The following is a 22,264-nucleotide window of genomic DNA, read 5'->3' on the forward strand; positions in this document are numbered from 1 at the left end:
GGAGGCGTGCGCGCCCGTCGCAGGCCTCCCGGTCCCTCCAAGACCGCAGGACACCACACACGGCGCCCACCGGCCTGAACCGCCGGGAGCACCGCTCACAGAAAGCAGATCACCATGGACACCATGCTTGCCGGACGTTTTCACCTGGACACCGGGAAATTCGGCGTGGAGGAGGTCCCCGTCCCCGTGCCCGGCCCGGGCGAGGTGCTCGTCGAGGTCAAGGCCGCCGGCGTCTGCCTCTCCGACGTTCACCTGATCGACGGCTCCCTCGTCCCGCTGTTCGCCACCTCCGACACGGTCACCGTCGGACACGAGGTCTCCGGTGTGATCCACACACTCGGCCCCGACCTCAAGTGTGACCTGACCGTCGGCACTCGCGTGGCCCTGGAGGCCGGCAGGAGCTGCGGCCAGTGCGCCGGTTGCGCACGCCGCCGCCCCTGCACCCAGGTCCGTACCGCCGGCATCGACTACGACGGCGGCTGGGCCCAGTACACCGTCGCGCGCGAGGACACCCTCATCCCCATTCCCGACAGCCTCCCCTTCGACCAGGCCGCGATCATCCCCGACGCGGTCTCCACCCCCTACGCCGCCGTCGTCTCCACCGCCGGAGTACGCCCCGCCCAGTCCGTCGGTGTGTGGGGCGCGGGCGGAGTCGGCGCGCACAACGTCCGCGTCGCCCGCCTGGCCGGCGCCGCGCCGGTCATCGCCGTCGACCCGCTGCCCGGTGCCCGGGAGCGCGCCCTGGCCTTCGGTGCGGATTTCGCCCTGGACCCGTCCGCCGGCGACTTCGCCGACCAGGTCCGTTCGGCCACCGGCGGACGGGGCCTGGACTTCGCCTTCGACTGCGCCGGCGTGCCTGCGGTCCGCGAGCAGGCCGCCTCGGTACTCGGTCTGAACGGCGTCCTGGTCCTGGTGGGCATCACGCCCCAGCCGCTCACCATCAGCGAAGGTCTGACCTTCAACTACCTGGGCAAGCAGGTGCGCGGGCACTACGGCGGTTTCCCCGAGTCCGTCTCCGAACTGGTGCGGCTGGCCTCCAACGGGCGTCTCGACCTGGCCCCCTCGATCACCGACCACATCCCGCTGGCCGAAGCCGCCGACGCGGTCCACCGCCTGGAGAACAAGATCGGCGACCCGATCCGTCTCATTCTGGTTCCCTAAGGAGGCGACGGACCACCGGTCGGCATGTGAGGGAGGCACGAGACGGTGGACGTGGTGGTGAACGCCGGCCTGCAAGGGTGGGCGCCGTAGCGCAGGGGCGCCCACGGGAAACGGTCCTCGGGCGCCTCGATGCCGGGACCGACCGGCGCACTTCGCCCGCTCTGCGGGGACGGGTGCCGGCCAGGTGCTCCCCGGCTGTCGGTGACAGGCGTACGTCGGCGACTCGTCCGGGTGGCCTCAGAAGCTGTCTGTGGAAGTCGGGGAGGGGCTCGTCGTCGTTCCGCTCGTCGTCCCGTCACCTGACGATGTGTCGCCGGTGGTCTCGGTCACCACGACCACGGTACTGCCGACCTCGACATCGCTCCCGGCTTCCGGAGTGCTGGACGTGACCACGGCGTCGGAGGACTGGGGGTATCCGGAAGCGACGGTGACCTGGAGACCGAGTCCGTTCAGCTCGCTCTGGACCTCGCCGAGCGTCTCTCCCACGATGTCCGTCGGGATCTGGACGGTCTGCTCCGCCTTGGCGAGCTTGACGTCGATCGCCGTGCCGGGCTCGACCTCCTCGCCGGCCTGGATGCCCTGACCCACCACGGTTCCGGGCTCGGCGCTGCTTTCGACCTCGGTCGTGTCGCCCAGCTTCAGGTTCTGCTCGGACAGCAGCTTCCGAGCCTCGCTGAGTGTGCTGCCGGTGAGGTCCGGAACCTCGGACTTCGCGGCCGCTTTGGCCACCGTGAGGGTGATCTCGGTGCCCTTCTCCGCCTCTTCGCCACCGTCCGGATCCTGCTTGAGTACGGTCCCGGGATCCTCCGTGGACTCGACGTGCGTGGCTTTGACCTTGAAGCCCTTGTCCTCGAGGATGCGGGACGCGTCGTCCTCGTTCTTGTCGGTGACGTCCGGTACCTCTACCTTCGGCGCCCCGTTGGAGACGGTGACCGACACAGCCTCGCCCTTGGCAATCCTGCCGTCTGTCGGACTCTGCGTGCAGACGCGGCCCTTCGGCTGGTCGGCACATGGTTTGCGGGCCGTGACGGTGACCGTGAGGCCGACGTTCTCCGCGCTGCTCCGCGCGTCCTCGACGGTCTTGCCGACCAGATTCGGTACGTCGGACTTCCCGTCGTCGGCATGGCCGCGGCCGAAGAGCAGCCGGCCGCACAGCACCGCGGCGATGGCGACGACGACTCCGGCCACGATCAGCACGGTCGTGCCCTTGCGTCCGCCGCCGTTCCCCTCCTCGTCGGGAAGCGGCTCAATCCCTGCCGGCGCTCCCGTGCCGAGGCACGCCTCGATGTCGGCGAGCATCTCAGTGGCGGACTGGTACCGGTGGGTGCGGTCCTTCTCCAGCGCGCGCAGGACGACCGCGTCCACCCGGGCGTCGACCTCCGGGTTGTACAGGCTCGGAGGCTGTGGCGGCTCCTGCAGGTGCTGGTACATCACCGACATCGGCGAGTCACCGTAGAACGGCGGCCTGCGAGTGAGCAGTTCGTACAGCAGGCACCCCACCGAGTACAGGTCGGACCGGGCGTCGATCTCCTCGCCCAGCGCCTGCTCCGGTGAGAGGTACTGCGCGGTGCCCAGGACGGCGGCCGTCTGGGTCAGGCCGATGTCGTTCGTGTCGCGCGCGATCCCGAAGTCCATGACCTTGACCTGGCCGGACTGGGTCATCATGACGTTGGCCGGTTTGATGTCGCGGTGGACGATGCCGTGGTGGTGGGAATGGGCGAGGGCCCGCAGCACCCCGGCGGTCGCCTGCAGGGCGCGTTCGACGGTCAACTCCGTCCCGGAGGAGTAGAGGACATCGCGCAGGGTCATCCCGTCGACGTACTCCATTACCAGGTAGGGCAGCACGAGGCCGGCGCCGTCCCACCCGCCGCCGTACGGGAGGTACGCGTCCTCGCCGGTGTCGTACACCGCGACGATGGACGGGTCGTTGAGCGACGCCGTCGACTGGGCCTCCTTGCGGAATCTCGCCTGGAAGCCAGGATCGTGGGCGAGATCGGCACGCAGGGTCTTCAGGGCGACACTGCGGTCCAGCCGGGTGTCATGAGCCAGGTGCACCTCGGCCATGCCGCCGGAGCCGAGGAGGAGACGCAACTCGTACCGGCCGCCGACCAGGGCCATGGGACTCGGCTGTGCTGACGGTGCCGGGTCCCAGGACAGGTTGCCGGAGCCGCCGTAGCCGTGTCCGGCGGCGTACTGGTCGGGTGTGTGGCCCGGGTGGGAGAGAGCCGAGTTGTCCGGTCCGCCAAGGTTCACTGTGTTTTCTCCACAAACAGTCGGAAGTCCAAGGCGATCTCGGCTGTCGCCGCCCGTGCGGTTCGCCGGATCGAGCAGGGCAGGGCTCGGCACATGCGCCACCTCACGGGGCCATGAACTACGGGAGGATAATTGCACATCGAAGGGCAGGTTTCTCGGGTGGTGGCCGGATCGCAACATGGGAGGCCGCCTGCGCGTCCACGGTCAGGAATCTTCAAATAGGCACGAATCGGGTGCGTGCCGGTGTACTCGGGGCCGGATGTCGCGCCTCGGGGTTCGGTGCAAGGGCTGGTCGGAGCGGGCCGTTGCTCGGGGAAGGAGACCGTCAACGGAGTCGACTACGGCTAGCCCACCTGCAACGACGCCACCGTGACCGGTATCGGTCACGATGCGGCGCAGCGGTTCTGGTACCGGGCGCTGACGGAGTGCATGGCCTCCGTCACCGACTACCACGCAGCACGCTTCGCGCCCTCGAAGCCGCCGCGGACCTGTACGCGAAGGACAGCAGGGAGTACGCCGCGGTCAGCAAGGCCTGGGATGGCTGAATGTCACGGGCGCCGAGGAGCCGGCCGCGACCTCGTCGAACTGACCCTCACCACTGTCTTGTGAGTGAGCTCCCTCAGCCTCGCTGAAGGGACTCCGGGCGACGGTTCAGCCGTCCTCGCGCAACTGCCGTACCAGGGCTTCCGCTTCGGCCTGGCCCTTGCCCGCGGCCAGCAGGACCGCGGTGGCCGCCGCCGTGGCGGATCCTTCCCACTCCTCGCTGTTGACCGCCTCCAGCATCGAGACGATGGTCGCCTCCTGCACCTGTGCGAGCACCGCCGCCGGCAGATGGTCGGCGAACGCTCCCTCCCGCTGCCCGCGCGCCAGCAGTTCCACAGCCAGTTCACGCACCGGCGCCAGCACTCTGCGGATGTCACCGTCAAGGTCACGCCGGGCGAGCGCGATCAGCATGCGATAGCGGTCACCGATGCCCCAGACGGCCATGACGAAGCGGGCCAGTTCCAGGGCCGGGGGCGCGCCCTGACTCTCCTCCTGGACGAAGGCCTGGCGGAGGGTGTCCACGGCGTCGTCGGCCAGCGCGTGGAGGAGGATCTCGCGGCTGGCGAAATGGCCGTAGAGCGTGCGGCGCGCGACTCCCGCCACCCGGGCGATGTCGTCGATGGTGGTGTCGGGGTCCATGCTCAGGGTTTCGCGTGCCGCTTCCAGGATGCGTCGACGGTTCGCCTGAGCGTGCCGCCGCAACGGCGTCGCCATCGCGCTCTCAGCCATGGCTTTCTCCTCGTGTCACCGGGCCAAGATTCGCATACGGGCCGCCGGGCACACCACCCGGCCCGCTCGAAAACTCGGGTGTGCCCCGACACCTCCGACGAGAGGCGCCGCGACCGATCCGCCGAGGCGGCGGCCCGCCATCCGCCGCCATGTCGTGCCACGACGCGCAGCCGGGGCGGAAGGTGACCGACTGGCCCGAGAACCTGGTACTGAGTCCCTCCGTCGTCACCGCGACCGAGCGCAGGTACAGACCGTGGGGGATGTTCTCCAGCTGGATCGACTCCTTGAAGATCAGGTCGAGCGCCGCCTGCCCGACGGCGGGCCGCGGGCCGCCCGTGACCTGGACGCCCTGGAATCCGACGCGGTTGCCGGTGACCGCCGAGACGGTCGCCGTCACGGTGGCCTCGCCGTCCAGAGGCGTGAGGGCACTCACGATGATCTGCCCGGTCCGGGGGCTTTGTGAGACCTTCAGCCCGAACGCGTTCGACACATCCGTGCAGGACAGGAAGGCGTTCGCCTCGGCACGGCCGACTTCGGCCTTGCGCTCGTCGTCGCAACCGGAGGTCCTCAATGCGATACCGGAAGCCCCGGGCCGCCGTACGCGGGTATGCCGTGCGCGGTGAGGTCGACGTGCCGCAGGGTTGCCTGCTGCCGACCGGGTGAGCACGGGAAAGCCGCGGACACGGACCTCGGGCGGCAGGGGCGCGCCCGTGGCGCCCTGGAAGGGCCTGGCCGTGCGTGTGGCCGTCACGCGGTCGGCCTCGATCGGCGTCAGAACCGTGGCGAGCAGAGTGGCAGCGATGACCGGTCGTCGCCGGTTCCAGCGATCGTAGGAACCGCATGATGGGCCGTAAGCGCTGTTCGGTTCATACGGAGTCGCTTACACCACCTTCGGCGCACCGGTGGACACGATGACTTCGACCGCCTCGCCCTTGGCGAGTTCACCGTCCGTCGGACTCTGGGTGCAGATGCGCCCCTTCGGCTGGTCCGCGCAGGACTCCCGCTTGTCGACCGTGATCCCCAGGTCGACGTTCCCCGCCATGTGCCCGACCCCCTCCAGGTTCTGACCGACCAGGTCGAGTACGGCGGCCTTGCCGCCGTCGGCCGCACCACGCCCGAACATGTACCACCCCAGGACGAGGCCCAGGATGACGACCCCGACAGCTGCCACGCTCAGTGCAACGTACGGAGCCTCGCGCGGAGTCGTGCCGTCCACGTACTCCATCACGAGGTACGGCAGCAGATAGCCGACGTACTCCCATCCGCCGCCGTACGACATGCAGGTGTCCTCACCCGCGTCGTACGCAGCGGCGATGGACGGATGGTTGAGCGAGGCCGTCGACTGGGCCTCGCGACGGAAGCGCTCCTGAAGCACCAGGTCATGAACGAGAGCCGCCCCCCGCCAGCCCGGCGGGCGCTTCACGGAAGTCGGCCTGATCAACGCGGTGCGGACGCCGCACCCGCTGTCACCCTCGCCCCCACGGTCCCCACGATGCCGGTCGGATGCAGTCGCCGAGGGAAGCCGACGCCAGGCCTCACACACTCCGCTATCACCTCGGCACCACTGGTGACACCTTCGACTCCCGCGAGCGCCAGGTGAGCCACCTCACCGGCCGCCCGTCACATCAGGATCAACTTCGAGTAACGCGGCCACCGGGCCAGGCCAGAGCCCCGAAGAGCCTCATTTCCGACGAATCGACCAGCACGGCGACGCCCGATTCGCCATCACACCCGAGCCAGCTATTGACGATCGATACCTCAAAGTTGATGATTTCCTCATTACGGCAATGTTGCTTGGAGGACACCATGTCCGAAACCCACGTCAACGCGGTCGCCTCGAGCGACGTCAAGACGGCCCACCAAGACCTCCACAGCACGCAGGGCGCCCTTCGCCGCGAGCATCCAGGCCGGTCCCGGAACCCCGTGATCAAGGTGGCGGACCTGGCCTGGCTGGAGTTCGAGAAGCCGGACCTGGACCGGGCCGAGGTCTTCGCCCGTGACTTCGGGTTCGGCATCGCCGCCCGGACCGACGGCGAGCTGTGGCTGCGCGGCACCTTCGCCGGCTCACCCTGCATGGTGATCCGCAAGGGCCGCACCAGCCGCTTCATCGGCCCGGCCTTCCGGGCGGCCGAGCGGTCCGACCTGGACCGGCTCGCCCGGGCGACGGGGACGGACGTGCGCGAGGCGGACGTCCCGGGCGGCGGAAAGGCCGTGCACCTGCTCGATCCGTCGGGCTTCCCGGTGCGCGTGGTGCACTGCGGCGAGGAACCGCCTGCACTGCCCGAGCAGCAACCGCTGCTCCTCAACTTCGGCACCGATCATCGTCGTACGAACACCACCCAGCGTCCGCCCCGCGAACCGTCCCGGATCCAGCGGCTCGGACACGTGGTCCTCGAAACCCGGGTGTTCGCCCGCGCCCTCGACTGGTACCTGGACACCCTCGGCCTGATCGTCTCCGACTTCCTCTTCCTGGACGGGCAGCGCGGCCGCGGTCCGACGATGGCGTTCATCCACTGCGACCAGGGCAGCCTGGCCGTCGACCACCACACCCTGGCCATGCACCTGGGCCCCGGCAACGGCTATGTCCACTCCGCCTACCAGGTCACCGACCTGGACTCGATCGCGGCCGGCGGCGAGTACCTCAAGGAGCGCGGATACAAGCGCAGTTGGGGCATCGGCCGGCACATCCAGGGCAGCCAGCTCTTCGACTACTGGCGTGACCCCGACCACTTCATGATGGAGCACTTCGCCGACGGCGACCTGTTCTCCTGCGACGTCGAACCCGGCTGGGCACCCATGTCGACCAGCGGCCTGGCCCAGTGGGGCCCGCCCGCCACGCGCGACTTCCTCGGCGCGAGCCCCTCCCCGCAGCGGGTCCGCGATGTCATCGAGGCGCTTCGCGGCGACAACGAGATGGACCCCGCCCGCCTGCTCGGCCTTCTCAAAGCCGCCAACTCCTGATCCTCTGACGAAAGCATCGACATGAGCACCAACATCCTGCGCACGGCTGACGGCTGGTGGGCCGTCCGCGATACACGAGCCGTCCGTATCGACACCAAGGCCGTCACCACCGCCGAGTTGCTGGCAGACCGGGCCGCCGTACGGGAAGCGGCGACGTCCGGCGAGGCGGGCACGCCCGTCGCCGACCTTGTCGCCCTCTCGCCGGTCACCACTCCCTGCCGGGTGGTCGCCCAGATGGTCAACTACCGCAGCCACGCCCGCGACTCGGGCTTCACCGGCGACGTCCCGCCCGCCTTCTTCCGCAAGGCGTCCGGCTCGGTCAGCGGCCCCGACCAGGCCATCGTCCGCCCCTCGCACGTCAGGTTCCTCGACTACGAGGTCGAGCTGGGTCTGGTCATGGGCGCGCCGGTGCCCGTGGGCACGGTCGTCGAGGAGCGGGACCTGCCGTCGTACGTCGCCGGCCTCGTGATCACCAACGACGTCAGCGCGCGGGACGTCCAGCTCACCAAGACACAGTTCTACGAGAGCAAGTCGTACCCCACCTTCACGCCCACCGGGCCGTACCTCGCCCTGCTGGAGCCCGAGGACTTCGCCCGTCTCCTGGACCTGCGGCTGCAACTGAGCGTGAACGGCGAGCTGCGCCAGGACCGCACCCTCGCCGACATGATCGTCAACCCGGCGCGGGCGCTGACGCTGCTCGCCCGCTTCCAGACCCTCGACCCCGGTGACCTGTTGCTGACCGGCACCCCCGGCGGCACGGCTCTCAAGGCCCCGCCGAAGCCGGTCGAGAAGATCGGCGCGCTGCTGCCGCCCGTCGTGAAGTGGAAGGCGTTCTTCAAGAGCCAGGCGAAGAACCCGAACTACCTGCACGCGGGTGACCTCGTGACCGCCACCATCGCCACCCCGGACGGGCGGATCGACCTCGGCGAGCAGCGCAACCCCGTGACCTCAGCAGACTAAGACCCGAAACGAGCCGCAGATGACCGTCGAGCACAACCCGGCAGACGCACCCGTGGTGATCGTCGGAGCCGGACCGGTGGGCGTGACCGCCGCCCTCCTGCTCGCCCGGCGCGGGGTGAGGAGCCTCGTCCTCGAACGCCACCACGGCCTCTACCCGCTGCCGCGCGCCGTCGCGACCGACGACGAGGTCCGCCGCATCCTTCAGGCGGTGGGAGTCCACGAGGAGTTCGCCGCGATCGCCCGCACCGCGCGGGGACTCCGGCTGCTGGACGCCCGGCACCGGGTGCTGGCCGAGTTCCCACGTGCCGAGCAGGGAGCGCACGGTTTCCCGCAGACCAGCATGTTCGACCAGCCCGAGCTGGAGAGGGTGCTGCGCGAGGCGCTGGCCCGCACGCCGGAGTGCGAACTGCGCGGCGGGGCCGAGGTCACCGGTATCGCACCGGACGGTGCCGGGCCGGTCGAGGTGAGCTACCGCGACGACCGGGGTGAGGAGCACGTGGTGCGCGCGGCCGCCGTCCTCGGCTGCGACGGCGCCAACAGCCTCACCCGCGACGCCATCGGCGCCGCCTGGGAGGACCTGCACTTCGAGGAGAGCTGGACGGTCATCGACGTGCGCACCAGCCTCCCGGTCCGCAGCTGGGAGGGCGTCGAGCAGATCTGTGATCCGCACCGGCCGGGCACCTTCATGCGCGTCGGTGAGGACCGCTACCGCTGGGAGTTCCGGCTCCCGGACGGCGCAGAGTTCGACCAGCAGCGGCTACGGCATCTGGTCGCGCCATGGGTGGATCTCGCGCCCGGCACCGACTTCGAGGTGGTGCGAAAGGCGCCGTACACCTTTCGGGCCCGGATCGCCAACCGCTGGCGCCGGGGCCGGGTCTTCCTCCTCGGCGACGCCGCCCACCTCACTCCCCCGTTCATCGGGCAGGGACTGTGCGCGGGCCTGCGGGACGCCTACAACCTCACCTGGAAGCTCGCCCGGGTCCTCGGACGGGGCGCCGACGAGCGGCTGCTGGATACGTACCAGAGCGAACGCAAACCCCATGCCCGCCATGTGATCCGCCTCGCGGTCGCCATGGGCTGGGCCATGACCGGCGGCCAGGACGGCGCCGCCGCGCTGCGCCGAGGCGCTCTCAACGCGGCGGTGCGCATCCCTGGCCTGACCGACCTGGCGGCCCGCGACATCAGCCCGGCACTGACGGCCGGCCCGCTGGTGCGGCGCCGGTTCCGGGTCGGCGGCCGTGATCCCGTGGGCCGGTTCTGCCCACAGCCGTGGGTGAGCGCGGAAGGGCGGCGCGCCCGCCTCGACGAACTGCTCGGTGACTCCTTCGCCGTCCTGACCGCCGTACCGCTCTCCCCCTGGTTGCGGACGATCGCCGACAGCCTGGGGGCCCGCACCGTCCTCGTGACAGGTCTCGGCGACGGCGGAAGTCTCGCCGCCTGGCTGCGCGAGGCCCGCGCCGACGCCGCGCTGTTGCGGCCCGACCGCATCACGATGGACCTGGTGCCGGCCGGTGGCCGCGACTTCGACGGCAGGGCCGAGTGGGCGTCCCTGCTGCACACCACGCGAATCCCTTCTTCTTCCCAACGGACCGTTGAGTCAAGCCTGTTGAGGAGCAACACCCGATGAACTCGCCGTACCCGCCCCCCTTCTTCACACCCGATCCGCACACGACGGCCGACAGCCGTATCGCGGAGTTCGCCCGGCGGCAGGGCATGGACAGCGGTGACTACGCCACCCTGCACCGCTGGTCGGTCACCGACCTGGAGGGCTTCTGGGCCGCCGTCTGGGAGTACTTCGACATCGACGCCTCCGAGCCGTACGAGCGGGTGTTGGCTGAAGAGCGGGTGCCTGGCGCCCGCTGGTTCACCGGCGCCACCCTCAATTACGCCCACCACGCTCTGCGCCACCTTTCCGCCGAAAAGACGGCGATCGTCGCCCTGGATGAGACCGGCGGCGGGTACGAGATGACCGGGCAGCGACTGCGCGACCAGGTCGCCTCCGTCGCCGCCACCCTGCGCGACCTCGGCGTCGGCCAGGGCGACCGGGTCGTCGGCTACCTGCCCAACACCCCGCACGCGATCGTCGCGTTCCTCGCCGCCGCAAGCCTCGGCGCCGTGTGGTCGGTGTGTGGGCAGGACGATCCGGACCTCATCGGCTACTTCGCCCGCCTGGGCGCCGAGCACCGCGCTCTCGCGAGCACCGGGGCTAACTCCCACCCCGGGTAACGGCGACGTGAGCGGCCCGGTCCCGGGAGTGGGAAACCTTCCGTTGGCCTTCACCAGTGTCGTGGGCAGGCGCCAGTCCGTCGACCAAGACCGCCGTCTGCTCGGCTCCGCACGACCGCCGACATGGGTGCGGCTGCCGGCGCCGTCGCATCAGGCGAGGTAGCGGGCACGGACCGTCCGTCGACGGCTGCCGTCGGCGTAGACCAGACGGGCGGTGACGCCGTCGGCAGCCTCCTCGAAGCTCTCCAGTGCCCAGCCGTACTGCACGGTGACGTGCTTGGCCCAGGTCTCCAGCAGATCACGCAGAGCCGGTTCGAGGATGACCTGGGAGACCCGCATCCGGGGTTCGAGCGGCTGTGTGCCGTCGTTGCGGTCGCGAGCGGACTCTCTCATCTCGTCCACGCTGGGGTACTCGAACATGGCCAGCTCCCACCCCACCGCGTTCGTCGCCCATGTCACCCTGGTTCGGCGGTCGTGGGGGTGGCGACATCGCTCAGGTCGTCCGCGACGCCGAGGCGACGGTACAACTCCATGCTGCGGCCGTTGGTGACGCCCATCTTCGGATGGCGCGTGGTGGAGGTGTTCCGCTCGACGAGGAGGGTTTCCACCCCGTGGTGCTCCAGTTCCAGAGCCAGGGTCAGGCCGACCTGTCCGACACCCCCACCAGTACCGATCATTTCTGGAAGAGAACGATCAGGTAGGCGGCCACCGGAACGACCCAGACGATCGCCGGCAGCAGCGCGGGCGGACGGTCACCGGCCCGCAGGTGAGCCAGAGCCGCACCGCTCAGCAGGAGCAGGAGGCACGCGGCGGCAACGCCCAGGCCGGTGACCGCCCAGCTGGCAAACAGGCCCACCACACCTACGAGTTCGCGCAGGCCGATGACGCGGTATCCGCCGACGGCGAATCCCACGTGGGTGGCTCGCGTCGACCGTACCGAATTCCGCTGATCCTCATTCTGCGAGAAGAAGATCCCGCTGCCGTCCACCGCGGAGATGCTGCTGGTCCTCCAGGCCGACGGCAGGGACGTGGTCATACAGCCCGAAGCACTGCGTCCCGAGACGCTGAAGGCCCACCTTGCCAAGAAGAACACCCCGCGCACCCGGCTCGCCCCGGGCGAGCGCGAAGGGGTGGACGCCTGCGTCCACTATCTCACCGGCCACCTCGACCAGCTCCGCTACGACACCGCCCTCGAAAACGGCTGGCCAATCGCCACCGACGCCATCGAAGGAGCGTGCCGCCACCTGATCGCGACCGACTCGAGATCACCGGTGCCCACTGGGGCCTGGACGGTGCCGAAGCCGTCCTCAAACTCCGCGCCCTCGTCGACAACGGCGACCTCGATTCGTACTGGGCGTTTCACCTCGAACGTGAGCACCTACGCCTCTACCTCAGCAATGACCAGCACCGCTACCAGCTCACCGCTTGATCAGGAGCTTCCCTGGAAAGGAACTGCACCCGTCGCGGACATGACCGTCGTCGCCCGCCTGTGCGGACACTGACCCCAGCAGACCGGACAGCTCCTCGACCGGCTGGTGTCCAGCCGCACCCTGTCGGCCTGGCACCAACAGCGGGACACCGACGAAGTGCACCGGCAGTGGGCTTCGCATCACCGGCACACCCCCTGCTCCACGGACACGCCTGCACACTGAGCCCATTCCAACTTCAGGCGACAGTCGATCTGAGGTTCCCCCTGCCGGCCGGACAGCTTGATACTGGGACGGATGGTCCCGGAGGAAGCAGTCACAGGTAGTGAGTAGCAAGAGCAACATGAGTAAGCGGTACACGGCCGAGTTCAAGCGGGACGCGGTCGCCTTGGCGTTGTCCTCGGAGAAGACGGTCACCGAGGTCGCGAGGGATCTGGGCGTGAGTCCGGAAGGGCCGCGCGGGTGGGTGAAGCAGGCGAAGGTCGACCGCGGTGAGGGACCCGCCGGGGCTTTGACCACTGCGGAGCGTGAGGAGTTGGTCCGGCTCCGGCGGAAGGTTCGCGAGCAGGAGGCCACGATCGAGGTTCTGGGAAAAGCGACCGCCTTCTTCGCTCAGGACAAGATGGGGTAGACACCGTGGCACGGTGTCGTTTCATCGATGCGGAGAAGGCATCGAAGGGTAATCCTGCAGGTCACAGCGTTGCGTTTCTGTGCCGTGTGCTGGGAGTGCCCCGTTCCACCTACTACGCGCACAGGGCGTCACGGCCGGCCCGGACGTGTCCGTGTGGACGCGGCTGATCTGCGTCTTCAGCTCGGCGTCGCGGACTGTCCGGGTGCTGGGGGCTCGGTTCTTCGCCGCGTAGTAGGTGCTCGTTGCGATCTTCAGTCCGTGGCTGGTCAGGACACGGCAGATCGGCTCGACTCCGCACACCTGGCGGTGTGCGTCGATGAACGCTACGAGCGTTTCGACGGCCGGTCGAGCTCGGCCGCGAAGAAAGCCGACGCTGCTTTCACAATCTCGTGGCCCGCCATAGTTCGGCGTTCTCGGCCCGCAGCCGCTTGATCTCCGCGGCCTTTTCGGACGTGACGCCGGGTCGCTGGCCGGCGTCGACTTCAGCCTTGCGGACCCAGGTCCGCACCGTCTCCGCCGCACCGATGCCCAGCTTCGCCGCGACCGCCTTCATCGCAGCCCACTCGGTTGGACAGTTGGGACGGATCTCCGCGACCATGCGCACCGCGCGCTCACGAAGCTCGGGCGGGTAGGCGGACGGACGTGCCATGACTCGATCCTCTCAGGGAATCGAGCCTCCATCAGACCCGGAGCGGTTCATGAGTGGGTAGAACGCCAGCTTGCCAAGGCACCTCCCTGGTCAGAAGAAAGACGGAAGCACCTGCTCGAACTCCTGGGGTCTCCACCATCTCCGTGGGAGTTCCAGCGGTGGCGGCTGCGTTTGTACTGCGGACACGTCGTCGAAGCTGTCCGTAGCCGGAAGAGCCCACGACCCGACAGAGGAGTCTGCGACAAGGAGAGCTGCCCAGAGTGCGGTCTGGACCCATCCGTGATCGTCGCCTTCGAGCCCCTGGGCCCCCTCTCAGATCCCCCGCCGAAGAAGCGTTCTCAAAGGCCCACTCCCTCTCTACAAGAATCGCCCGCTGATCGACGCAGCAAAGCCGAACTGGCAGCTGAGAACGCTGCACTGCGTGCGGAACTGCAGGCCCTGGCGCGTTCAGGCACAAGACCGTCGGCGGCAGGTTCGATCGTCGGCTGAGCCGGTCCAGGCCAAGCGACGGCCTGAGGCCCGAAGCCCGGCGATTCCCGTCTCACCCCCGTGAGCTGAGGCCTACGGGCGCCGTCTCATGCCCGCGGTGAGGGCTGCAGGCGATTATCGATCCAGGCCGAGACGGCGCGGGGACAGATGACGCCACCGTTGGCGTCCTGCTGGCCGCCGCCTCGGACAGAATGACATCGGTGCCACAAAATCTACGTGCCAGGCTGCGACTTGAACCGCCATACGGCGTGCTCCAGGCCGCCTGGTTCGTGCCCACGAACAGCGGCGCTCTCTTCGTACGCGGCTTGGAGTTCCTCGTACCCAAGGCCCGTGACACCGGCATCCACGGCGAAGGCACGCGACGGAGCCGGCGGCGGCACCGCACTGCCGGCCGGCTCGCGCGTACGGGCCCTGGGTGTTTCAGATGCGGTCGCGCAGCCGCCTTTCCCGGCCGTAGAGGCCGACGACGACCAGGATCAGCCCACCGGTGATCATGTCCTGGGCGGCCGACGACAGCTGGTTGGCACTGAGCAGCAGGGCGACCACCGACAGCACCAGCGCGCCGAGCACCGTACGCCAGTAGTCGCCGCGCCCGCCGAACATGGTGCCGCCGACGATGACCGCTGCCAGGGACTGGAAGAGATAGGGGTCGCCGATCGTGACGTTGCCCGAGCCCGAGTAGCCCGCCAGCAGGATGCCCACGCAGGTGGCCAGCACCGCGCTGGCGACGTAGGCGTAGATCCAGGTGCGGCTGACCCGCACCAGGGCGAGCCGTGCGGCGGGCTGGTTGACGCCGGTCAGATACAGGTTCCGGCCGGCGCGGGTGCGGGTGAGCACCAGTCCGATGACGATCGCCACCACCGCCCAGATGACGATCACCGGCGGAACGCCGACACCGAAGGTGGTGCCGTTGGCGGCCGTCAGCTTTCCCAGCCAGGCCGGGGCGACGCCGGTGGCGGAGCCGTTGATCCACTTCAGGATCAGACCGGACAGCAGCGCGCTGACGCCCAGCGTGACGATGAGCGGCTCGACCTTGAAGCGGTACGACAGCAGTCCGTTGACGAGTCCGCCCACCACGCCGACGGCCAGCGCGACCGCCATCGCGGCCCCGGTGGACCAGTGGTCGGTGCCGCAGAGTTCGGCGATGATGACATTGCCGGCGGAGATGAACGCCGCGATGGAGAAGTCGATCCCGCCGACCAGGACGACGATGGTCTGTCCGGCGCCCGCGAGGCCCAGCAGCGAGGCGTTGACGAGGATCGCGTAGAGCACGCGCTGCGAGCCGAAGCCGTCGATGGTGCTCAGGCCGTAGATGTACAGCGAGGCCAGGGCGAGCAGTTGGAGCAGGGGGACCCGGCGCTGCCACTCGTTGAGCGTGTGGAGCAGGGGAACCCCGCCCGTTCCCGTCGTCGGGTCCGCGACCGCGGTGTCTGTGGTCATGCGACGGCCCTCCTGCGGGCGTTGGTCAACACGGCGCCGACGACCACGGCGAAGAGCAGCATCGCGCCGTAGATCGCGGTGGACCACAGGGTGGACACCTTTACCACGTTGAGCAGGTTGTTGATCAGGTAGATGCTCGCCGCGCCGAGCAGCGAGCCGAGCAGGGAGCCCCGGCCGCCGGCCAGCGAGGTGCCGCCCAGGGCCACCGCGGCGATGGCGAGCAGCGTGTACTGCGCGGACATGCTGGCCGCACCCTCGCTGATGAGGGACATCAGGGCGATTCCGGCGATGCCCGCGTAGAGCCCGCCGAGGGCGTACGCGGCGATCCGGACCTTCGGCACGTTCACTCCGGCGGAGAAGGCGGTGGCGTCGTCGCCGCCGACCGCGTACAGCGCCTTGACGAACGGCGTACGGGACAGGCCCCACCAGATCAGCAGCGGGGCGCCGATGGTCAGCAGCGCGCCGGGGACCGGGCCGAAGGAACCGGCCAGGTCCTTGGTCCACGAGGTGCTGCCGGAGGGGACGGTATCGCCCTGCACCTGGGTGGCCAGGCCGCCGATGACGATGTTGGCGCAGAGCGTGGCCACGACCGGCTGGAAGCGCAGTACGGCCACGAGGATGCCGTTGACCGCGCCGATCGCCGCGCCGATCGTCAGGCAGACCGGGATCACCACGAAGGGTGACGTCAGGCCGTTGGGCAGCAGGTTCGCCACGATGACGATGTCGATCAGGGTCAGCAGCGGGCCGATCGAGATGTCGATGCCGCCACCGCCCGAGAGGATCGCCGGGGTGCTGGCCATCGCCGCGACGGCCAGCGGTGCGAAGGACGCGAGCACCGCCGCCCAGTTGTCGTAGGCCAGGAACGCCGGCTGGAGGGCGGTGTTGACCACCAGCAGGAGCAGTGCGAGCAGCCCGGCGAACGCGTACGGGCGCCTGCCGAGCAGACCCCGCAGGAAATCGAGGGCATTCATGAGTCACCATCCGGGGAGGCGGAGCCGGCGACCGATGAGGTGACCGTGCGGCCGAAGAACGCGGCGACCAGGGACTGGCGGGTCAGGGACCGGCGGTCGAGGGTCGTGGAGTGCGAGCCCTCGCGGAAGACGAGGACGCGGTCCATGAGCTCGATGTGCTCGTCGACCTCCGTCGAGAGCATGACGACCGCGACACCGCGCGCGGTCAGCTCGTCGAGGAGGGCGTAGATGTCGCGCTTGGCGCCGATGTCCACGCCGCGGGTGGGGTCGTTGAGCAGGAGCACGTCCGGGCGGCGGGCGAGCCAGCGGGCGATGACGATCTTCTGCTGGTTGCCGCCGGACAAGGTGGTGATGGGGTCGGACTCGCGGCCCATCCGGACCTTGAGGCCGGACCGGTACTCCGCGAAGCGGCCCAGCGCGGACGCCCGTGACAGCAGCCCGAAGCGGGTGTCCTTGTCCTGGGTCGCTGCCGAGAAGTTCTCCCGGATGGAGAGCGTTCCGAACAGGGCCTCGCCGCGCCGGTCGCGCGGTACGTACCCGATGCCGGCCGCCGCCGCCCGCTGCTCCGAGCGGATCTCGGTCTCGCCGCCCACCTCCAGGCGCGCGACGGACCCCTCGCCCGCGGGACCGTGCCACAGCGCCTTGATGAAGGCGTCCTGGCCGTGTCCCTCAAGGCCGGCCAGGCCGACCATCTCCCCGGCCCGCAGCTCGAAGTCGACCGGGTCGGCGTCCGGCCGGAGCCTGAGCCCGCGAACCCGCAGCAGTACCGGCGCGTCGGCGGCGGGGCCGCTGCGGTGCGCCAGCGCGCCGCCCTCGGGGATGTCGGTGAGGTGTTCGGCGCCGGTCATGAGGCGCACCAGCTCGGCCGTGGTGGCGTCGTCGGCCTCCAGGGTGGCCACCGACTCGCCCGAGCGCAGGACGGACACCCGGTCGGAGATCGCGTCGACCTCGTCCATGCGGTGGGAGACGAACAGCACGGCCATACCGGCCGCCTTGCGCCGGGCGATGGCGTCGAAGAGCCGGTCCCGGGTGGCCACGTCGAGCGCGCTGGTGGCCTCGTCCAGGATCAGCACCCTGGGCTCGCGGACCAGCGCGCGGGCGATGCCGCAGGCCTGCCGGTCGCTCAGCGAGAGCTGTTCGACCGGGGTGTCCAGGTCGGGTGCCTCACCGAGCAGTTCGTCCAGCACGGCCGCGGCCTTGGCCCGCTTGTCCGCCTCGGAGATCTTCCGCCGGAAGACCCCGTCGGCGCCGAGCCAGATGTTCTCCAGCACCGAGCGGGGGCCGACCACCAGGACCTCCTGGTAGACGGCCATCACCCCGGCCGCGATCGCCGCCGCGGGGCCGCCGAGGCGGACCGCACGGCAACCGACCTGGTAGCCGCCGGAGTCCGGGGCGTGCACCCCGGTGAGTATCTTGACCAGGGTGCTCTTGCCGGACCCGTTCTCGCCCATCAGGGCGTGGACCTCGCCTGCCAGAAGCCGGAGCGAACAGGACCGCAAGGCCCTGGTCGCCCCGAACGACTTGGCGAGACCGGTGACTTCGAGGGCCACCTGGCTCTGCTCGCTCAACGTACTTGCTCCCTACGAGCCGAAGAAGCCGTCGATGTAGCTCGTCTCCGCGAATGTCTGGCCGACATCGCCCACCGTGATGGTGGAGGCGTCGCCGGTCTTGAAACTCGACTTCGAGAACTTCGACAGGTTGTCGCTCGTCACGAGCGGCGGATTGATGACGATGTCCGAGGCCTCGACCCCGTCACCGTCGAGCATGTGCTTGGCCACCTGGACGACGGCCTGGGCCAGTCCGTCGGCCGGGTTGAACAGGCCGACACCCTTGTAGCTGCTCTCGTTGGCCGCCCAGTACGCCACTCCGCCCTTGGTCAGGCCGTTGTCGGCGACCGGCGGCACGGTGACGCTGGACTTCTGGAAGGCCGAGATGATGCCCGTGGTCATCGGGCCGCCCTCCAGGACGCCGCCGATGGTCTTGGTCGGGTTCGCCGCCAGGTACTGCTGGACCTTGGTCTGCGCGGTGGTGGGCGAGAAGTCGGTGTAGATCGAGTCGTCCAGCGTGATGCCGGAGCACTTCGCCAGCGCGGCCTTGGCACCCTTGAAGGTGTCCGTGTCGATCGGCACGCCCTTGATCCCGTGCACGCCGAGGAGCGTGCCCTTTCCGCCCATCGACTTCGCCAGGGCGGCGGCCTGCGCCTCGCCCGCCGCGAAGGCGTTCGGCACGACGTTGACGGTGTTGGCGTCGGCCACGTTGTTCAGCACCGAGATGGACGGGATGCCGGCCTTGGCGGCCTTGTCGACGACCGACTCGAAGCCCGCGGCCAGCGGCTGGTAGATGATCAAGTCGACCTTGTCGGTGATCAACTGGTTGAACTGCGAGATCTGGTTGGTGACCTCGTTGGTGGACACCAGGTCGACGACCTTGTAGCCCTGCGCCTTGAGGTACTTCTGCAGCGCGTTGTTGATCAGCGTCTGGTAGGGGTTCACCAGCTGGGACTCGGAGATGCCGACGGTGATCGTCCCGGACTTCTTGCCCGCCCAGTTCGCCCACGCGCTCTTCTGCACGGTGCCGGAGTAGCCGCTGTACGCCGCGGCGTAGTCCGAGCCCAGGGCCTTGACCAGGCCGGCCGTGTCGTTGAACTTCGCCGCCGGGACGGTACCGCAGGACGAGGACGATGAATCGGCGCCGGCACTCGTGCTGTCGGAGCTCTTCTTGCTGCAGCCCGCCGCGGTGAGGGTGAGCAGGGCCGCGGCACAGAGAGCGCCCGAGATTCGGACGGTGCGGTTGCGGTGCGTCGTGGCGGTGGCCGCGGTCGCTGGTCTTGCGGTCATCGTGGGGACTCTCCTTTGAGCCGGTGCGCGTCGGTGCCGGGACACGGAGGGAAACGGCCCGACTAAATTGCATGGCAGCGTAAGAAGTGCCCGAAACGACGTACAAGGTCCTCAGTCATCGAGCCTGGGGACGGGTGGTATGCCGGTCCGGTGCGCGCCGCTCGGCCGCCGCTGGTCGCGCACGCCGTTCCACGCCGCCGAGGATGCCCATGCCGCCGACTGCCACGATGGGATTCGTCGTCGGAGTCGGGCTCGTCGCGGTCGGCGAACCTGCCGCGGCGAGCGCGCCCCGCGCCCCGGCCGGCACCGACTTGCAGTTGTCCGTGTGGTCCATGAATTCCGCCCTCGGCATCCACCGCGGTCGGCTCGGAGACGTCGCACACCGCGATGCAGGCCTGGCCGCCTGCCTCGCGCGGCGCGGGCCGTGTGCGCGGGCCGTGCCCGGCCCGCGCCAGAACACGGCGGTGTTCCCTCAGCCGGGCGGCGAGGAAGCGCAGGGCAGAGCTGGACACGTCGACGCCGGACGGGTAGACAAGCATGCGAAGCCTCTGGTGGGGACGGTTCTCTTGGTCGAAAACCCATCTACCAGGGGCTTCAGCTATCTGTCAGCCCAACTGCCCGGCTGGCATGTGAGGTTGGAAAGGGCTCACTGATCGCGGTCGGCGTCAACGACGACGGCCACCGCGAGATCCTCGGTCTGGACGTCGCCACAGCCGAGGACGGCGCGGGCTGGCTGGCCTTCCTGCGCTCGCTCGTCGCCCGCGGCCTGTCCGGCGTCCAGCTGGTCATCTCCGACGCGCATATGGGCTTGATCAACGCGATCGGCGCCACGCTGCCCGGGGCGAGCTGGCAGCGCTGCCGCACCCACTGAAGCCGTAAAGAATCAACTTGTCGGTGTGTTGGTTTGCTCGTCCGTGGCAGCGAGGAGATCGGGGGCGGTGCGGTAGCGGGTGGTAGCCGGGGGCGGGAGGAGTCCGCCTTCCGCAAGCAGGGGCCGGATCTCGCGGACGACGTTCCCGATCGAGGACCTGCTCACGTCCCCCAGTGCGTCGGCGAGGACGTCCAGGGTGCACAGTTTCCGCAGGTAGAGGAGGGCGACCACGACGCGCTCTCTGTCGCCGAGCTTCTGGGGGAAGACGCCGCTGCGGCTGCCCGGCTGGCGATCGGCGCCCCGGCGCTGGTAGGAGGCCCGTTCGACCTGCGCGAGCTGGCGTGGGGCGAGGCGGCGAGTGAGTACATCCAGGTCCGTGCGGGACATGCCGGTAAGCCGTGGGTGGGACAGGCTCTCCATGATCCGGGTGCGGGGTGGGGCCTTGTCGGTGTCGAGGAAGGACATCAGCGCGTCCGCCGTGGTGAACCGGCTGGGGGCGTATCCGGGCTGATGGCCGTGGTCCTCCAGGACCCGGCGGGTCTCGGCGACGAGGTGGCCGATGCATTCGGGGGTGACCTCCAGCATGTCGGCCAGCAGCTTCATCGAGCACACTTGCCGCTGGTAGAGGAGCGTGAGCATCACACGGGCGCCATCGTCGAACAGCGGCTTGGCCCGCTGATTGCCGGTGGCGCGCCGGGCCCGGCCACCGCGCTGCTCGCTGTAGCGTTCCTGGGACCGGGCGGCCTGCAGCGGGGCCAACTCGGCGCATAGATCCCCGAGTTCCGCGCTACTCAGCCCGGTCAGACGGGGGTCCATCAGTCGGTTCAGAAGTTCGCAGCGTCGGCCGGAAACGCCGTGCGCCTCGCTGGTGGGCAAAGTCTGCGGCGTGGAGGACTCGGGCAGCAGGGCATAGTTCCATTGACCGTGGACTTCGTGCCGGACCAGCGGCAGCGCCGCGAAGCGGTCCTTGCTGATCGCGATGCCGGTGGGGTAGTCGCCGGGATCCAGATGGGCCTCGACGCGCAGACCGGCTCGGGTGCGAGTGGCGGCGATCGTCTCAATGACGACTTCATGGCTGGTCAACGGCCTGCCGCGCCAGCTGTGGGTGATGTGGGAGAACAGCCGGTGCTCGATTTTGTTCCATTTACTTGTGCCTGGAGGAAAGTGACACACCGTGATCGTCAGTCCGGTCTCGGCTGCCAGGGCAGCCAGTTCGCTCTTCCAGACCCGGTAGCGGTAGCCGTTGGAGCCGCCCGCGTCCGAGGTGATCAGCAGCCGTGACGCCTTCGGGTAGTCGAGACTCCCGCGACAGCGCCACCAGCGGCGGATGGACTCGACCGCGAAGACTGAAGTGTCGTGATCGACACCCACGTTGACCCAGCCGGTGTTGCGGGCGATGTCGTAGATCCCGTACGGGATCGCCTGCTGAACGTCCGGGCCGCTGAAGAAGAAGTGGTGGTCCTCCACCTCGACCGGCTCGCCCCTGGGCCGCCACTCCCGGCCGGCCATCGGCAGCCGTCCGATCTGCTCCCGCTTCTTCGTGTCCACGCTGATCACCGGCTCGCCGTCGCCCTGGTGCAGTTTCACCTGCTCGTTGATGTAGCGGAACTGGGCATCCCGGTCGGGATGTTGGGAGCCCTCAAGGGTCTTCACATTCGCCTGCAGACTGAAGCCCTCCTGCTTGAGCAGCCGCCCCACCGTCGGCGCGGACACCGGGTGCCCCTGCCGGGTCAGCTCCTCGGCCAGGTTCCGCAGCGACTTCGTCGTCCACCGCAGCGGCGACATCGGATCACCCCGCTCGTCCGGCTCGACCAGGCCCAACAAGGCTTTGAGCAGGGCGGGATCGTTGGCTTCGGTCCGCTTGCGGCCCCCGCCTGGCGCACGCACCCGGCCGCCCGGCAGCGGCCCGGCCCCCGCTTCCAGCTCCAACACTCCACGACGCACGGTCGTCTCGCTGACCTGCGCGATCCTCGCCACCGCCCGTACGCCGCCATGCCCGATCAGCCGGGCCTCGGTGGCCAAGGCCAGACGCCGCTGCCGCTCGTTGAGATGCGGCAACAACACCGAGAACCTGCACTGAAGTTGGGAACAGATATCCTCCGGAACCGCCATACCC

The 22,264-nt window shown here is 69.3% G+C and carries 18 protein-coding genes and 5 pseudogenes; 9 read left to right on the top strand and 14 right to left on the bottom strand.

From position 1 onward, the window contains the following. The first annotated feature begins 114 nt into the window (after positions 1-114). Positions 115-1,161, top strand: a complete 1,047-nt coding sequence (locus ABZ887_RS46145; RefSeq protein ID WP_361304801.1) for a zinc-binding dehydrogenase — start codon at positions 115-117, stop codon at positions 1,159-1,161. Between the two features lie 237 nt (positions 1,162-1,398). Here ABZ887_RS46145 and ABZ887_RS46150 read toward each other — a convergent pair whose 3' ends face one another. Further along, a complete protein-coding gene (locus ABZ887_RS46150; protein WP_361304802.1) occupies positions 1,399-3,414 on the bottom strand; it encodes a PASTA domain-containing protein in 2,016 nt (671 codons plus the stop codon). A 369-nt stretch (positions 3,415-3,783) separates the two neighbouring features. On the opposite strand from ABZ887_RS46150, the gene ABZ887_RS46155 reads away from it, so the two are divergent. Further along, positions 3,784-4,023 (top strand): hypothetical protein, encoded by a 240-nt coding sequence (locus ABZ887_RS46155; protein WP_361304804.1) that lies wholly within the window; start codon positions 3,784-3,786, stop codon positions 4,021-4,023. 42 nt (positions 4,024-4,065) lie between these two features. Here the strand turns inward: ABZ887_RS46155 and ABZ887_RS46160 are convergent, their stop codons facing one another. The 3 genes from ABZ887_RS46160 to ABZ887_RS46170 all read right to left on the bottom strand — a co-directional run bounded on the left by ABZ887_RS46160 (position 4,066) and on the right by ABZ887_RS46170 (position 5,809). After that, complete coding sequence (locus ABZ887_RS46160) at positions 4,066-4,686, bottom strand: TetR/AcrR family transcriptional regulator (protein ID WP_361304806.1); 621 nt, start codon at positions 4,684-4,686, stop codon at positions 4,066-4,068. After that, positions 4,679-5,257 (bottom strand): LmeA family phospholipid-binding protein, encoded by a 579-nt coding sequence (locus tag ABZ887_RS46165; protein ID WP_361304808.1) that lies wholly within the window; start codon positions 5,255-5,257, stop codon positions 4,679-4,681. The genes ABZ887_RS46160 and ABZ887_RS46165 overlap by 8 nt, the downstream gene beginning before the upstream one ends. 309 nt (positions 5,258-5,566) lie before the next feature. Further along, on the bottom strand, positions 5,567-5,809 hold the full coding sequence (locus ABZ887_RS46170; protein ID WP_361304840.1) for a PASTA domain-containing protein: 243 nt from the start codon (positions 5,807-5,809) through the stop codon (positions 5,567-5,569). Positions 5,810-6,492: 683 nt separating this feature from the next. On the opposite strand from ABZ887_RS46170, the gene ABZ887_RS46175 reads away from it, so the two are divergent. The 4 genes and pseudogenes from ABZ887_RS46175 to ABZ887_RS46190 form a co-directional block, all read left to right on the top strand. Then, positions 6,493-7,647, top strand: a complete 1,155-nt coding sequence (locus tag ABZ887_RS46175; protein WP_361304810.1) for a VOC family protein — start codon at positions 6,493-6,495, stop codon at positions 7,645-7,647. A gap of 21 nt (positions 7,648-7,668) precedes the next feature. Next, positions 7,669-8,607, top strand: coding sequence for a fumarylacetoacetate hydrolase family protein (locus ABZ887_RS46180; protein WP_361304812.1), 939 nt, complete (start codon positions 7,669-7,671; stop codon positions 8,605-8,607). A gap of 19 nt (positions 8,608-8,626) precedes the next feature. Further along, on the top strand, positions 8,627-10,234 hold the full coding sequence (locus ABZ887_RS46185; protein ID WP_361304814.1) for a bifunctional 3-(3-hydroxy-phenyl)propionate/3-hydroxycinnamic acid hydroxylase: 1,608 nt from the start codon (positions 8,627-8,629) through the stop codon (positions 10,232-10,234). After that, positions 10,231-10,746, top strand: a pseudogene (locus ABZ887_RS46190) (acetyl-coenzyme A synthetase N-terminal domain-containing protein); the annotation flags it as partial. The gene ABZ887_RS46185 and the pseudogene ABZ887_RS46190, both read left to right, overlap by 4 nt. Before the next feature lie 237 nt (positions 10,747-10,983). On the opposite strand, the gene ABZ887_RS46195 reads toward ABZ887_RS46190, so the two are convergent. Genes ABZ887_RS46195 through ABZ887_RS46205 form a run of 3 tightly spaced genes read right to left on the bottom strand, consistent with a single transcriptional unit; the run spans position 10,984 to position 11,821 of the window. Continuing rightward, positions 10,984-11,253 (bottom strand): FAD-dependent monooxygenase, encoded by a 270-nt coding sequence (locus ABZ887_RS46195; protein ID WP_361304816.1) that lies wholly within the window; start codon positions 11,251-11,253, stop codon positions 10,984-10,986. A gap of 35 nt (positions 11,254-11,288) precedes the next feature. Continuing rightward, positions 11,289-11,510, bottom strand: coding sequence for an FAD-dependent monooxygenase (locus ABZ887_RS46200; RefSeq protein WP_361304818.1), 222 nt, complete (start codon positions 11,508-11,510; stop codon positions 11,289-11,291). Next, positions 11,507-11,821: a DoxX family protein gene (locus ABZ887_RS46205; protein ID WP_361304819.1), complete on the bottom strand. Its 315-nt coding sequence runs from the start codon at positions 11,819-11,821 to the stop codon at positions 11,507-11,509. Before ABZ887_RS46205 ends, ABZ887_RS46200 begins: the two co-directional genes overlap by 4 nt. A gap of 184 nt (positions 11,822-12,005) precedes the next feature. Between ABZ887_RS46205 and ABZ887_RS46210 the strand changes: the two are divergent. Together ABZ887_RS46210 and ABZ887_RS46215 are read left to right on the top strand one after the other, a co-directional pair. After that, positions 12,006-12,262: pseudogene (locus tag ABZ887_RS46210) on the top strand (ISKra4 family transposase); the annotation flags it as partial. A 341-nt stretch (positions 12,263-12,603) separates the two neighbouring features. Next, positions 12,604-12,891, top strand: coding sequence for a transposase (locus tag ABZ887_RS46215; protein WP_361304821.1), 288 nt, complete (start codon positions 12,604-12,606; stop codon positions 12,889-12,891). Positions 12,892-13,077: 186 nt separating this feature from the next. Here ABZ887_RS46215 and ABZ887_RS46220 read toward each other — a convergent pair. The 6 genes and pseudogenes from ABZ887_RS46220 to ABZ887_RS46245 all read right to left on the bottom strand — a co-directional run. Further along, a pseudogene (locus ABZ887_RS46220) lies at positions 13,078-13,540 on the bottom strand (IS3 family transposase); the annotation flags it as partial. A 909-nt stretch (positions 13,541-14,449) separates the two neighbouring features. Then, positions 14,450-15,469, bottom strand: coding sequence for an ABC transporter permease (locus tag ABZ887_RS46225; protein ID WP_361304823.1), 1,020 nt, complete (start codon positions 15,467-15,469; stop codon positions 14,450-14,452). Beyond that, positions 15,466-16,440, bottom strand: a complete 975-nt coding sequence (locus ABZ887_RS46230; protein ID WP_361304825.1) for an ABC transporter permease — start codon at positions 16,438-16,440, stop codon at positions 15,466-15,468. The genes ABZ887_RS46225 and ABZ887_RS46230 overlap by 4 nt, the downstream gene beginning before the upstream one ends. Continuing rightward, positions 16,437-18,008 (bottom strand): sugar ABC transporter ATP-binding protein, encoded by a 1,572-nt coding sequence (locus ABZ887_RS46235; protein ID WP_361304826.1) that lies wholly within the window; start codon positions 18,006-18,008, stop codon positions 16,437-16,439. The genes ABZ887_RS46230 and ABZ887_RS46235 overlap by 4 nt, the downstream gene beginning before the upstream one ends. Positions 18,009-18,020: 12 nt before the next feature. Then, positions 18,021-19,277: a substrate-binding domain-containing protein gene (locus ABZ887_RS46240; protein WP_361304828.1), complete on the bottom strand. Its 1,257-nt coding sequence runs from the start codon at positions 19,275-19,277 to the stop codon at positions 18,021-18,023. 452 nt (positions 19,278-19,729) lie between these two features. Next, positions 19,730-19,816 (bottom strand): annotated as a pseudogene (locus ABZ887_RS46245) (IS5/IS1182 family transposase); the annotation flags it as partial. 107 nt (positions 19,817-19,923) lie between these two features. Here ABZ887_RS46245 and ABZ887_RS46250 point away from each other — a divergent pair. Then, positions 19,924-20,145 (top strand): annotated as a pseudogene (locus ABZ887_RS46250) (transposase); the annotation flags it as partial. A 15-nt stretch (positions 20,146-20,160) separates the two neighbouring features. Here ABZ887_RS46250 and ABZ887_RS46255 read toward each other — a convergent pair. Then, complete coding sequence (locus tag ABZ887_RS46255) at positions 20,161-22,260, bottom strand: ISAzo13 family transposase (RefSeq protein ID WP_361304830.1); 2,100 nt, start codon at positions 22,258-22,260, stop codon at positions 20,161-20,163. Positions 22,261-22,264 lie beyond the last annotated feature (4 nt).

Source organism: Streptomyces sp. NPDC047061, from assembly GCF_040643955.1.
GTDB lineage: Bacteria > Actinomycetota > Actinomycetes > Streptomycetales > Streptomycetaceae > Streptomyces.

Excerpts from the sequence above, each read along its gene's own strand:
- ABZ887_RS46145 (WP_361304801.1), top strand. The coding sequence starts at position 115 with ATGGACACCATGCTTGCCGGACGTTTTCACCTGGACACCGGGAAATTC.
- ABZ887_RS46160 (WP_361304806.1), bottom strand. The coding sequence starts at position 4,686 with ATGGCTGAGAGCGCGATGGCGACGCCGTTGCGGCGGCACGCTCAGGCG.
- ABZ887_RS46170 (WP_361304840.1), bottom strand. The coding sequence starts at position 5,809 with ATGTTCGGGCGTGGTGCGGCCGACGGCGGCAAGGCCGCCGTACTCGAC.
- ABZ887_RS46175 (WP_361304810.1), top strand. The coding sequence starts at position 6,493 with ATGTCCGAAACCCACGTCAACGCGGTCGCCTCGAGCGACGTCAAGACG.
- ABZ887_RS46180 (WP_361304812.1), top strand. The coding sequence starts at position 7,669 with ATGAGCACCAACATCCTGCGCACGGCTGACGGCTGGTGGGCCGTCCGC.
- ABZ887_RS46185 (WP_361304814.1), top strand. The coding sequence starts at position 8,627 with ATGACCGTCGAGCACAACCCGGCAGACGCACCCGTGGTGATCGTCGGA.
- ABZ887_RS46195 (WP_361304816.1), bottom strand. The coding sequence starts at position 11,253 with ATGTTCGAGTACCCCAGCGTGGACGAGATGAGAGAGTCCGCTCGCGAC.
- ABZ887_RS46200 (WP_361304818.1), bottom strand. The coding sequence starts at position 11,510 with ATGATCGGTACTGGTGGGGGTGTCGGACAGGTCGGCCTGACCCTGGCT.
- ABZ887_RS46215 (WP_361304821.1), top strand. The coding sequence starts at position 12,604 with ATGAGTAAGCGGTACACGGCCGAGTTCAAGCGGGACGCGGTCGCCTTG.
- ABZ887_RS46225 (WP_361304823.1), bottom strand. The coding sequence starts at position 15,469 with ATGACCACAGACACCGCGGTCGCGGACCCGACGACGGGAACGGGCGGG.
- ABZ887_RS46230 (WP_361304825.1), bottom strand. The coding sequence starts at position 16,440 with ATGAATGCCCTCGATTTCCTGCGGGGTCTGCTCGGCAGGCGCCCGTAC.
- ABZ887_RS46240 (WP_361304828.1), bottom strand. The coding sequence starts at position 19,277 with ATGACCGCAAGACCAGCGACCGCGGCCACCGCCACGACGCACCGCAAC.
- ABZ887_RS46255 (WP_361304830.1), bottom strand. The coding sequence starts at position 22,260 with ATGGCGGTTCCGGAGGATATCTGTTCCCAACTTCAGTGCAGGTTCTCG.